This window comes from Porphyromonas sp. C0026D3, from assembly GCF_056590775.1.
Genome location: NZ_JBWPWU010000001.1, coordinates 189,867 through 202,741 on the forward strand (window position 1 = coordinate 189,867; position 12,875 = coordinate 202,741).

The window sequence follows — 12,875 nt, forward strand, 5'->3', positions numbered from 1 at the left end:
AACAACAACTATCTATCACCACTAAAACCGAATACACATGACAACATTTTGGAAAGAATTCAAGAGCTTTGCCGTCAAAGGTAATGTCATAGACATGGCTATCGGTGTCATCATCGGTAGTGCCTTTGGCAAGATCGTCTCCTCCCTTGTCAGTGACATCATCATGCCACCTCTGGGAGTAATCCTTGGACGAGTAAACTTTTCTGATCTCAAGATCGTACTCAGCCACGCCGTCACCGAGGGAGACAAAGTCGTCACACCCGAAGTGGCCATCATGTACGGCCAGTTTATCCAGACCGTTGTGGATTTCTTGATCATCGCCTTGTGCATCTTCTCTGTCATCAAGGGCATCAATGCACTGAAACATGAGAAAGAGGGAAAAGAGGAGACAGAGGCACCCAAGACTCCGGAGGACATCCTACTGCTCAGGGAAATCCGAGACGAATTGAAAAAGCAACAGAAGTAACCTCAAACGACCCTGCGAGGAAACCCCGCATTGCAAAAGAGAAACCCCGGACCGCATTAGCGATCTGGGGTTTCTCTTTTCATCGTCCTTGCCGAACCTTTCATCCGGCAAGACGCATCACTATATTACATTAGTCAATCGGATGATAGCGAACAAAAGCCTCGATAGCCTCGTATGTAGCCAAACCGAGACGTGCATAGAGTCGTGCGGTAGCCTTGTTACGATCCTCAGAGCGTTGCCAGAAGAGTCGCTCATCATCACCAAGGAATGGCGCGGCCTCCATCTGTGACTGGTGCTTGAGGATAGAGTTGCGCTTGAACCTCAACTGCTCGGGGCTCATCGGAACAGCCATCTCAATATCCTCAATATCCCACTCAGCCCAAGCACCGCGATACATCCATATCCAGCAGTCCTTCATCCAAGGCTCGTCCTTCAGTTCATCTATCGCCGCCAGGGCCGCATTCAGAGCCACTCGGTGCGTACCGTGTGGGTCAGCAAGGTCACCAGCCACGAAGATCTGCTGTGGCTTGATCGAGCGGAGCAAATCCATCACAATGTGTACATCCCTTTCGGAAATAGGGTTTTTCTTGATCGCACCGGTCTCATAGAATGGTAGATCTAGGAAGTGCACATGATCCTCCTTTAGTCCGATGAAACGATCCGCTGTACGGGCCTCCTCTCTTCGGATGGTTCCCTTCAAGAAGCGCACCTCCTCCGTCTCCACAGAGCCCTCCTCTTTTTCATGCAGGAGGAAATGGCGGAGACGCAGAGTGTAGTCCATCAAGTCACTCTTTTCCAGCCCCTTTTCATTCAGGACATTGCGCAGAAATGAGAGGTACCGGATCACCTCCTCATCGTTGACGGCAATATTACCCGAGGTCTCGTAGGCCACATGCACATCATGCCCCTGCTCCACCAGTCGGTGAAAAGTCCCGCCCATCGAGATCACATCATCATCAGGGTGCGGGCTAAAGACTAGGACACGCTTGGGGTTGGGGACTGCACGCTCCGGGCGATTGGTATCATCGGCATTGGGCTTGCCTCCCGGCCATCCGGTGATGGTGTGCTGGATATCGTTGAAGACCTTGATATTGACATTATACGCTGATCCATACTGAGTCAAGAGCTCACCGAGCTGGTGATCCGAGTAGTCCTGGTTGGTTAGATTCAGGATCGGCTTCTGCACTTCATCGCAGAGCCATACGATAGCACGGCGAATAAGCTTGTCCGTCCACTTGATCGAGGTCACGCGCCACGGATGCATGATACGTGTCAGCTGCTCAGCCGCGTGTAGGTCACAGTAGACCTGTGCATTGGGGTGAGATTGTAGGAGAGATGCCGGCACACTGTCTGTGGTACCACCCTCCACCACCTTCCTGAGGATTGCAGACTTGGCCTCCCCAAAAGCCAAAAGGATAGCCCGACGAGCCTTGAGGACTTCGCCCAAGCAGAGGGTGATCGCCGTAGTGGGGACATTTTCCTTGGTGTTGAATGTACTTACCGCCTCATTGCGCGAAGTCTCATCCAAGACGGTCAGCCGAAGCCCCATGCTCACGACAGAGCCGGGAGGATTCAGCCCCACGGAAGCCCTACGTCCAACCCCTAGGATAATGGTGTCTATACCACCCAAGGCGGTCAGATCGCGGTAGTACTTCTCCCAAGCCCTGTTGATCTCATTTTCGTTGACGGAGAGATCAAAAGAGTGGATGTTTTCGGCCGGAATATCGATCCGGTCCAAAAACTCTGACCGAAGGTTGGCCAAAACCCCCTCATCCATAGACTTGAGTGGGAAAAATTCATACATCGGAAAGACGTGTACGTTCTTGAACGACAGTCCATCCGTCTTGTGCAACAAGGTCAACTCCCGGAGAATGGCATTCGGACTGACCCCACCGGAAACAACCAATGTATAGTGGTCGCCAGATGAAGCCTTGGCACGAATATCCATGGCAATACTCTGTGCGGCAACACGAGCCGCCTCATCCTCGGAAGCAAAGATATTGGTGTTTAGCCGCTCAAAAGAGGTTAGGACACTTTGCTCATAAGCGTTGATAGGCTTATAGAGACGTTCTTCCACTTGATCTAGGACAATTTGTGAACTAAGATTGAGTCTCATAGTTTATGTGATTAAAATGTGGAACTACTTGTGAGCAGTAAAGGTAATTAAAAAAACAACATCAACCCTTCGGTGAGAGGCGACTAATGCGCCAATCACCCGGAGAAATAAACCCTACGCTGAATTTTCTCTCAATCATTTTGCAAAGACCCCGAGTTTTGGTATCTTTGCACTCGGATAGCAAAAACATCCACTGATCCGCTAGCTCAGTAGGTAGAGCACAACACTTTTAATGTTGGGGTCTTGGGTTCGAACCCCAAGCGGATCACAGACAACCCTGCGAAAACACCGTAAAACACAGCAAAACAAAGGGTTGCAAGATTAAAGAGTACCCCACGTATGCACAAAACAGCATATGTGGGGTACTTTTTTTCCCACTTTTTGGGGTCACGGACGCTTTTCCCCACCCTACCCGGGGTCACCTCAGCACGAAGCGGCGAAAAAGCGCAGGCGCAACAAAAACAACAATCCCCCCCCAAAAAAATTCCCTTGGAAGCCCCAAAATCGAAGGCAACACATCTCACTAAAAACCAGCACATTGCAATAGCCCTCAAGTTTCACGGATAGAAGCGATCGGTTTCACGGATAGAAGCAAAACTTTTCACGGATAAAAGCGATCGCTTGTACGGATAGAAAAAAGGATTGGTCCAAGTATGGTGCCAAAGTTTCATTGTCGGCTGTGGCACAAAAATAGGTTGACGCACCAAAAACAACAGGTCCGAGCTTTTATTTTTCACCGCACGACACAACCTGCGTCCAAAACATGAGTGGCTCCGACGACTTTCAGCACAGGGCGGATGCGTGAGCCAAACGACATGGAGAATGACTGCGGAAAATAGTACCTTTGTTCAAAATTTGTGCCAAGATATATTTTCGCACCAGATAAAATCGTAGCTGATGAAAAAGAACACTAAGTACATTTTCGTAACCGGCGGAGTGGTTTCGTCGCTCGGAAAAGGGATTGTCGCTGCCTCTCTCGGCAAACTTCTTTTGAGCAGAGGACTAAAGGGAACAATACAAAAGTTTGATCCCTACATCAACATTGATCCGGGGACACTCAACCCCTACGAGCATGGCGAGTGCTACGTCACAGAGGATGGCTACGAAGCGGATCTCGACCTTGGTCACTATGAGCGTTTTTTGGATGTTCGGACCTCACGCAACAACAACGTCACGACCGGCAGAGTCTACAAAAATGTGATTGAGCGTGAGCGACGTGGCGACTTTTTGGGCAAAACAGTACAAGTCGTGCCCCATATCACGGATGAAATCAAGCGTTGCGTCAAGCGCACAAGTCTGGCCGGAGATTTGGACTTTGTGATCACTGAGATCGGTGGTACAGTGGGAGACATTGAGTCCTTACCCTTCTTGGAGAGTGTACGTCAGCTCAAGTGCGAGCTGGGCGACGAAAACTGCCTGGTGATCCACCTGACCTATGTTCCCTACCTGCGCGCCGCCAAAGAGCTAAAGACCAAGCCCACCCAGCACTCTGTGAAACAACTCCAGGAGGAGGGCATACAGCCCGACATGCTGGTTCTACGCACCGAGATGAAGCTGGACGAAAAACTTTTGGAAAAAGTTGCACTCTTCACCAACGTACCGGTAGAGGCTGTCGTGCAGTCGTACGATGTCCCCTCTATATATGAGGTTCCGCTATTGCTCCAGAGCCAAAAGATGGACGAAGTGATCCTTCGCCGCCTAAAGCTCCCCGTAGGTCCGGCACCGGAGATGAAACCATGGCACAACTTTTTGGCCAAAGGACGTGCGGCCACAGAGCAAGTGCGGATTGGACTGGTAGGCAAGTACGTAGAGCTACAGGATGCCTACAAATCCATCGACGAGGCATTGCACCAAGGTGCAATCTACAACGACCGCCTACTTGACCTGGAACGAATCCAAAGCGACAACATCACGACCGAGAATGTGGATGAGCTACTGCGTGACCTGGACGGTGTCCTAGTGGCACCCGGATTCGGCAGCAGGGGGATCGAAGGCAAGCTGATTGCCCTGCAGTGGTGTCGAGAGCATGATATCCCCACCTTTGGGATCTGCTTGGGGATGCAGTGCATGTGCATTGAGTATGCCCGCAACGTACTGGGCCTCAAAGATGCCGCCAGCACAGAATTTGTGGAAAAGACCCCCACCCCCATCATTGACCTCATGGAGAGCCAAAAAGAGGTCATCGACCTAGGAGGCACTATGCGACTAGGTGCCTACGAGTGCATCCTGACCCCCGGTAGCAAAGTGGCCAAGATCTACGGCAAAGAGACCATCCGTGAGCGCCACAGACACCGCTACGAATTCAACAACAACTACACCGAGGTTTTTGAAAAAGCAGGCGCACTCTTTTCCGGACACAACCCACACTCAGATCTCGTAGAGGTAATCGAATTGCCGGACAAGCGCTGGTACATCGGCACACAATTTCACCCAGAGTACTCCAGCACTCTACTACACACGCACCCGCTATTCTTGTCATTCGTGAAAGAAGCGATCAAGTACAGCCAAGAGCGGGCCAAAAAATAAGCTAACCCCCACCCTCCAATACGAATGGATAAAAACTCTATCACCGGTCTGGTCTTGATAGGCGTAGTACTAGCCATCTTCACCTACTTGGGACGCCCAACCGAAGAACAGCTGGCACTACAACAACAATACCAAGACTCGCTAGCCAACAGTGCAGCACAACAGCAACTCACAGAAGAGAACGCCGAAGTACCTCACTCCATGACAACAGAGCAGAGTATGCTCTCCGACAGCACACTCACTGCGGCACAAAAGGACTCCCTCCTGGCACTCAATCATGGCGAGCTCGCCCCATCTGCGACAGGGACTGAGGAGCTGCTCATGCTCGAAAACGACTCCATCTCCTATACATTCAACACCAAGGGCGGAGTACCTATTGCCACAGAGCTAAAGACCTACAGCACCTTTGATGGACAACCCGTCCGACTGATGAAACCCGAGGATAGTGACTTCTCATTTACCTTCATCACCCGGACCAATCGCGTAATCAGCTCCAAGGATCTCTACTTCACACCGGAGCGCGTCAGCCCCACTCAGCTCCGCATGAGTGCCAAAACAACCACCGGTGGTACCCTCAATATCCTCTACACCCTCAAGAGCCGGTACATGCTGGACGTCCGGATCTACTCCGAGGGAGATTTCGCACAAATCCTGGCCCCCAATGCGGCCTACCTGGATACTCATATAGCGATCCCCATCTACCAAAACGAAAAATCGGCCAAGACCGAGCAACGCTACTCCGGCTTTGCGTACGAGTATGCTAGCGGTGAGGTCGAGAAAATGAATGCCGCCAAGAGCAGTAACGAAGAGCCTAGAGGCACCACGAAGTGGCTAGCCTTTCGCGACATGTTTTTCTCCACCATCGTCTACAGCCCCCAAGGTCTAGAGGGCGTCTCGATGACCCAAAAGGTCTTCAACGATCCGGAAGACGGAAAGATCAAGGATCTGCAGGCAAAGTTTATCCTACCGATAGATCGGAGCAATGCATCAACCCCCATAGAGTTTACGATCTACTCAGGCCCCAATGACTACAGTCTGCTACGAAGTATAGAGAAGAGCATGGTCGACGATAGCGTCAACTTCTCTCACGTGGTGGATATGGGGTCTTGGTTTAGGTTCATCAACGTTTGGCTGATCGCTCCCACCTTCAGCTTTTTGGAGCGTTTTTTCACCAACTATGGAGTGATCATTTTATTGATGACCATCTTCATCAAACTGATCGTAAGCCCCTTTACATTCAAAGCCATTCAGTCGCAAGCAAAGATGCGTGTCCTACGACCAATGGTAGATGAGATCAACGAGAAGTATCCGGGGCAGGATCAGATGATGCTACGTCAGCAAAAAACAATGGAGCTCTATCGAAGTGCCGGTGTGAACACCCTGGGAGGATGCCTGCCGATGCTACTGCAGATGCCTTTCTTGGTGGCGATGTACCAATACTTCCCGACAAGTATCAACCTGAGAGGCGAGAGCTTTTTGTGGGCAAAAGACCTGAGCACCTACGATGACCTGATTAGCTGGCATGGCTTTGACCTCCCGCTGATTGGTGACCACATTAGCTTATTTTGCTTGCTGATGACTGTCACGCAAGTCGTGTACATGAAGGTGACTCAATCCACCACAGGCGGAGACAAACAACAGATGGCGATGATGAAGTGGATGACCTACCTCATGGCCGCTATGCTGTTTGTTTTCCTCAACAACAATGCCGCCGCACTCTCCTACTACTACTTCCTCTCCATGCTGATCAGCATCCTGCAGACCCAGCTATTTAGATTGGCAATAGATGAGGACAAGGTACTGGCTCAACTAAAGGAGAACCAAAAGAAACCCCGAAAGAAGAGCAAGTTTATGCAACGCCTCGAAGAAGTCCAAAAGGAGCAAATGCGCCGAATGCAAGATCAAAAGAAAAACTAACCCACAGAGACCGAGCTAGATCTACGCAAACTGGAAATTCGTAGGTTTTGGTAGATTTGCAAGGATACGACAGGGAAAAAGAGTGTGGACAAAGTGCCAAAATACCGACACCACAGCCAAGACTCAAAAGAGATAGACACAGAATGCTCAAACAGTATAATAATATAGCCTGGACGATGCTCCTACTGGCAAGCATGAGCCTACTAGGAACATCGTGCCGAGATAGGCAACAGCAAGTGACCAACCCATGGTACAGCGGGCACTACCACCCCAAGTATATGGAGATCATTTTGGACAACAAGAAAGGCAAAAAGGTGGAAATGCAGATCGACCATATCCGCCAAAGAATCTACAACAGCACCCCACTACCCTATGGGACCAAGCTGGACAGTGCCTATATACAAGTCGTCATGTCCAATCAACTGGAGGCAACACTACGCAATGTGTCCGAGGAAACAAAAAAAGCCTTTTCGTCAACAGATACCGGAAAAGTCTGTATCAAGGGGGGAAAGCTCGAGCTGACCATTCACCGAAAAGGACTCCCAACACTCAACTACGACCTCCGGATCATGAGCTATGGCTATGACCCCAACAAACTAACGTGGGACAAAAAGGCAAACACCACACCTCCCGGAGTGGTAAATGGCAAAATAGTGACTCGCCAAGGGAAACACTACTACATCACAAGCAGTGCCACAGGACAGGGTACACTCTATTTGGCAGACTTGGAGCACAGTCGCTTTGAGCCCCAACAAGCAACCCTACCAATAGGATTGATCCCCAGCTCACTGTTCCTGGACCACAATGGACACGCATGGATGCTGGACCAAGATGGGCACATCCACTACAGCACCGACCTCCTATCCTGGGAAGACAAAAGCCCTACAGGGGTGACCGTGACCCAAATACTGTATGATCAAGAGTTGTCCTCTGGCAAGCCTGCCCGCTTGTCCCTCACAGGAAAATCTACCGGCAATGGAAACAACACCCCCCACATATACACAGGCACCATAGACGACATCCGACAGGAGAAAGAACTTCCGACCGGATTTCCGACACACGATGCCTATGTGTACAGCTACGTTGTCTCAGGCGTTCAACACTCCTATATCATGGGGGGCCTGCAAGCGGATGAGCGACCGGCGAAGTTGAGCTTCTTTACCTCTGACGGAGTAAACTGGGGCAAGATACCCTACCAAGGTGCGTCCAAAGTCCCCTACGCTGGCGGACTCTATATCATGAGACAAAATGGCCAACAGATCATGCTCGTAGGCGGTGCATACGAGGATCAGCCGGTCAGCAACCGAATAAAGGTAAGCGATGATCGCGGTATTACCTGGCATGCATTGGGCAAAACCCAACTACCAGGAGACGACTTCACCCCTCGGAAAAACCTCTCGGGAACAACAATAGTAGACCAGAAGGGTATCGAGCATATCTACTTGCTCGGAGGTATACTGAGCGATGGTACGCCATCACAAGAGCTGTGGCATGGCTACCTCGATGCCGGTGCCGGGATTCTCAATAGTTACGACAAGTAATAGCCGACGTGGACACACTTTTTTCTCAGATCTCTCCCGACAACGTTCCTCACCATGTAGCCATCATCATGGATGGCAATGGCAGATGGGCCAAGGCCAGAGGACTCGAACGCACCGAAGGCCACGAGAAAGGCGTGAATACGGTGCGGGTTATCCTAGAGGCCGCCATAAAGGCCGGGGTAAAGATCTTGACACTCTACACCTTTTCGGAAGAAAACTGGAAGCGTCCTGAGGAGGAGGTCAAAGCCCTGATGAACCTACTGGTCAAGACCGTGGGAGAAGAGGCGAAGCAACTGAAAGAAGAAAATGTATGTCTGCACATACTCGGTAACATGGTGACCATGCCCTCGGCTCCGGGCGAAGCCCTCCGAGGTATCATGGACGACACCCAAAACAATACAGGCATTCACCTCGTACTGGCAATAAACTACTCCGGTCGATCCGAGCTGGTACATGCTCTCAACACCCTGTCTCAGACAGAACCCGACAAAGCCGGACACTACACCGAGGACGACCTCCGACGTCATTTGGGAATTCCGGATCTACCGGATCCGGACCTACTCATACGCACCGGAGGTGAATGCCGAGTGAGCAACTTTCTCCTCTGGCAGATTGCCTATACAGAGCTCTACTTTGTGGACACCTACTGGCCGGACTTCGGCGAAGAAGACTTTTATCAAGCCTTGATTGACTACCAAAAGCGACAACGGCGCTACGGCAAAATAGGCGACCAAATAGATAGAGGAGAATAAAATTGACTCCGCCCTCCACTTGGATAAACACGATACAGCACGATACGAAAGAATGAGATCACACAATACCCGGATCATACCTCAAGCAGCCGTAGCAGGAGCACTCCTACTACTAAGTGTATTTGTATCCGCAAAAGCCCAAGCACCTACAGACTCTCTGGCAACGGCCAATACGAGGAGCGAGGTGACGACCCTTCCGGACGGTGACCTACCGGTCATCTCCTACTCGGCTCCCCAGCAAAAATACATTGCGGGCATCGTCATAAAAGGAAACAAAAGCTATGACGAAGAGGTCGTACGCAATGTCTCGGGGCTAAAAATTGGGCAGAAAGTAACGATACCGGGAGACGAAATCACTCAAGCGGTTCGCAATTATCTCCGAAATGGACTCTTTACAGATGTACGGATCGAAGCCGACCGCATCGTAGGCGACTCCGTCTGGCTCTCAATCGACCTCAGCGAGCGTCCCAGGCTGTCGCAGCTCATTATCAACGGGGTAAAGAAGTCAGAGGCAGACGATCTCAAGACGGGAAAACTCCTTGCACTACAGCAAGGCACCCACATCACCCCCAACATCCTAGATCGCTCAAAAATAGAGATCAGGCGCTTCTTTGATGAAAAAGGCTTTAGTACTGCGACAGTAACCAGCCGGACACAAGACGATCCCAAGCGACCGGGCTATGTCATCGTCACCTTTGACGTCAACAAAAACACCAAGACAAAGGTAAGGACCATCACCTTTCACAACAACCAAAAGATCAGTGACTTCAAGCTCCGGAAGGCGATGGAGAAGACCAACGAACGCTTCAACCTCTCCAAGCATCCTTGGAATAGCTTTCTGGAAATCTTTAGCCAAAAAAAGTTTGTAGAAAAGGATTACAAAGAGGACCTCAAAAACATCCTAAACCTATACCACCAAGAGGGCTTTCGTGATGCAGAGATCCTAAAAGACACGATCTACCGCAACGATGCCAACCACATCAACATTGACATCTACCTCCACGAGGGCGATCGCTATTACATCAAAGACATCCAGTTCGTTGGCAACACAAAATATGCCACCGCTGACCTCGCAAAGCTACTCGGCATACAGCGTGGTGATGTCTACGACCAAAAGAAGCTACAGGACCGCCTCCAAAAAGACGAGGATGCACTAGCCAACCTCTACTCCAACAACGGCTACTTATTTGCCTACATGGTACCGGTGGAGACCGAAGTAAAAGGAGACTCAGTGGCTCTAGACATCCGTATTTCGGAGGGGAAGCCGGCTACAATCAACAGAGTCACCATCCGTGGAAACGACCAGCTGTACGAAGAGGTCGTGCGCCGTGAGCTATACACCAAGCCAGGTATGCTCTTCAACCGTGATTATGTCATGAGATCCATGAGGATGATCGCACAGATGGGCCACTTCGACCAAGAGAAAATCACGCCCAACATCGTCCCCAATGAGCAAAACGGCACCGTAGACATAGAGTGGAAGTTGGAGCCCAAGAGCAACGATCAAGTCGAGCTATCCATCGGCTGGAGCCAAACCGGCTTGGTGGGCATGGCCGGGTTGAAGTTTAGCAACTTCTCCATGCGCAACCTTTTCAACCCCAAGTCCTACAAGGGCTTTTTGCCAAGAGGAGACGGACAGACACTATCCCTCCGGGCCCAGACCAATGCGCGGTACTACCAGAGCTACAGCATACAGTTTACCGACCCATGGTTTGGGCGCAAGCGTCCCAACTACTTTAGTCTCTCTGCATACTACAGCCGGCAGACAGACATCAACCGTCGCTTCTACAACTCTCAGCTCCAAAACCTCCCGAGCTACGGTTACGGTTCACCGTACGGCTATGGGTACGGTTATGGCTCTCCCTATGGATACGGCTATGGCTCCCCATACGGCTACGGGTATGGCTACGGATCACCATATGGATATGGCGGTGGATATGGCGGTGGATATGGTGGCTACGGTGGATATGGTGGCTACTACGGAGAGCAACTCTCCAGTATCTACGAGAGTGCCTACGACCCCGACAAGACCTTGGACATCATTGGGGCGAGCATTGCGTACGGCAAGCGTCTCACATGGCCCGATGACAACTTCCAGATCAATGCGTCACTCAACTACCAGATGTACCGCATGAAAAACTGGAGCATGATCTACTACTCCTTTGGGATGGAAAACGGATTGGCCAATGATATCAATCTTGCACTCACCCTTACCCGATCATCGGTAGACAACCCCATATACACCCGTCGAGGCTCAGAGTTTTCCATCAGTGCCAAGTCCACATTTCCCTACTCCCTCATCGACAAAAAGGACTACTCCAACCCCAAAATGCCGGACACCGAGCGCTACAGGTTCATAGAGTACTATCAGCTCTCCGGCAAGGGACAGTTTTACCTACCACTGATGGACCCTGTCAATACACAGCGTACACCGGTATTGATGGCCAACGTAGAGGGTGGCATCATAGGCTCCTACAACGCCTACAAGCGTTCACCATTTGGGACCTACTACATGGGTGGAGACGGAATGTCCAGCTATGTGGGCTACCTCAACCAAATGGTCGGACTCCGCGGATACAAAAACGGCTCACTTGCCGGAGCATCCGGACAGGGTGCCTACGCCTACGCCAAAGCCTACATGGAGCTACGCTACCCTGTCCTATTTGAGGGGCAGACAACCATTTGGATCCTAAGCTTCCTAGAGGCCGGTAACGCATGGGACCACATCCGTGACTACAACGCCTTCCAACTAAAACGCTCAGCCGGAGTAGGTGTCCGGATCATGCTCCCAATGGTTGGTCTGATGGGTATCGACTGGGGCTATGGCTTTGACGCGCCCGATGGGACAAACACAATTGGTGGTAGCAACATTCACTTTGTACTCGGACAACAGTTCTAAAAAACAGCACACAAGTACAAGGATAAAACCAAAAGAAACCAACAAAGAAGATGAAAAGAATACTCCTTATACTCCTGCTCATGACAGGGGCCACCTACGGAGCTGTGGCACAAGAAGCCAGCTACGCACTAATCGATATGCAATACCTCCTAGCCAAGATACCGGCCTACAAGACAGCGACAGACCGCATCGAAGCTAGTACAAAAGGGTGGAATGAAGAGATCGAGCAGCTCAACAAACAGGCCGAACAACTCTATCAAAAATACCAGCAAGCCCTCCCGCAACTCACTCCTCAAGATCGTGTGGTACAAGAAAATGCCATCGTAAAGGTCGAAGAAGACGCACGAGCCAAGCAAATCAAATACTTCGGCCCCAAAGGCGAGGTCGTCAAACTCCAAGAGCAACTCATCAAACCGATCCAAGACCAGATCTACCAAGCCGTCAAGCTCATCAGCCAACGACGAGGCTACCTTATCGTCTTTGATCGTGCATCTGCCGGAGGAGTCATCGTTTTTGCAGACCCGATAGCCGACATCAGCAACGATGTACTTGCAACACTCGGAATAAAAAAATAACCACTAGCGGGGGTCCCCACCCCGCACAGAAGAGGAGCAAAGGCCAACGATTCACATTCATCCGAAAAAAGTGCTACCTTTGC

At 50.8% G+C, this 12,875-nt stretch carries 8 protein-coding genes and 1 tRNA gene; 8 read left to right on the forward strand and 1 reads right to left on the reverse strand.

The features are described from left to right. Nucleotides 1–37 precede the first annotated feature (37 nt). A complete protein-coding gene (gene mscL / locus AC1EK1_RS00785) occupies nt 38–466 on the forward strand; it encodes a large-conductance mechanosensitive channel protein MscL (protein ID WP_480305151.1) in 429 nt (142 codons plus the stop codon). Nucleotides 467–596: 130 nt separating this feature from the next. Here the strand turns inward: mscL and AC1EK1_RS00790 are convergent, their stop codons facing one another. Further along, entirely contained in the window at nt 597–2,582 is a 1,986-nt protein-coding gene (locus AC1EK1_RS00790) for a 6-phosphogluconolactonase (protein WP_480305152.1), read from the reverse strand. A 195-nt stretch (nt 2,583–2,777) separates the two neighbouring features. Here AC1EK1_RS00790 and AC1EK1_RS00795 point away from each other — a divergent pair. From AC1EK1_RS00795 to AC1EK1_RS00825, 7 genes are all read left to right on the forward strand, one after another. Next, nucleotides 2,778–2,850, forward strand: a tRNA-Lys gene (locus AC1EK1_RS00795). A 629-nt stretch (nt 2,851–3,479) separates the two neighbouring features. Beyond that, the gene (locus AC1EK1_RS00800; protein WP_480305153.1) at nt 3,480–5,108 is read left to right on the forward strand and encodes a CTP synthase; all 1,629 of its coding nucleotides are present in this window, start codon (nt 3,480–3,482) and stop codon (nt 5,106–5,108) included. 24 nt (nt 5,109–5,132) lie between these two features. Next, a complete protein-coding gene (yidC, locus tag AC1EK1_RS00805; RefSeq protein WP_480305154.1) occupies nt 5,133–7,025 on the forward strand; it encodes a membrane protein insertase YidC in 1,893 nt (630 codons plus the stop codon). 143 nt (nt 7,026–7,168) lie between these two features. After that, on the forward strand, nt 7,169–8,566 hold the full coding sequence (locus tag AC1EK1_RS00810) for a DUF6242 domain-containing protein (RefSeq protein ID WP_480305156.1): 1,398 nt from the start codon (nt 7,169–7,171) through the stop codon (nt 8,564–8,566). Nucleotides 8,567–8,634: 68 nt separating this feature from the next. Next, complete coding sequence (gene uppS, locus AC1EK1_RS00815; RefSeq protein WP_480305274.1) at nt 8,635–9,318, forward strand: polyprenyl diphosphate synthase; 684 nt, start codon at nt 8,635–8,637, stop codon at nt 9,316–9,318. Between the two features lie 52 nt (nt 9,319–9,370). Then, nucleotides 9,371–12,217, forward strand: a complete 2,847-nt coding sequence (bamA, locus tag AC1EK1_RS00820) for an outer membrane protein assembly factor BamA (RefSeq protein WP_480305157.1) — start codon at nt 9,371–9,373, stop codon at nt 12,215–12,217. Nucleotides 12,218–12,267: 50 nt separating this feature from the next. Then, nucleotides 12,268–12,792, forward strand: a complete 525-nt coding sequence (locus AC1EK1_RS00825) for an OmpH/Skp family outer membrane protein (RefSeq protein ID WP_480305158.1) — start codon at nt 12,268–12,270, stop codon at nt 12,790–12,792. The last annotated feature ends 83 nt before the right edge of the window (nt 12,793–12,875 follow it).

Excerpts from the sequence above, each read along its gene's own strand:
- mscL (WP_480305151.1), top strand. The coding sequence starts at position 38 with ATGACAACATTTTGGAAAGAATTCAAGAGCTTTGCCGTCAAAGGTAAT.
- AC1EK1_RS00790 (WP_480305152.1), bottom strand. The coding sequence starts at position 2,582 with ATGAGACTCAATCTTAGTTCACAAATTGTCCTAGATCAAGTGGAAGAA.
- AC1EK1_RS00800 (WP_480305153.1), top strand. The coding sequence starts at position 3,480 with ATGAAAAAGAACACTAAGTACATTTTCGTAACCGGCGGAGTGGTTTCG.
- yidC (WP_480305154.1), top strand. The coding sequence starts at position 5,133 with ATGGATAAAAACTCTATCACCGGTCTGGTCTTGATAGGCGTAGTACTA.
- AC1EK1_RS00810 (WP_480305156.1), top strand. The coding sequence starts at position 7,169 with ATGCTCAAACAGTATAATAATATAGCCTGGACGATGCTCCTACTGGCA.
- uppS (WP_480305274.1), top strand. The coding sequence starts at position 8,635 with ATGGATGGCAATGGCAGATGGGCCAAGGCCAGAGGACTCGAACGCACC.
- bamA (WP_480305157.1), top strand. The coding sequence starts at position 9,371 with ATGAGATCACACAATACCCGGATCATACCTCAAGCAGCCGTAGCAGGA.
- AC1EK1_RS00825 (WP_480305158.1), top strand. The coding sequence starts at position 12,268 with ATGAAAAGAATACTCCTTATACTCCTGCTCATGACAGGGGCCACCTAC.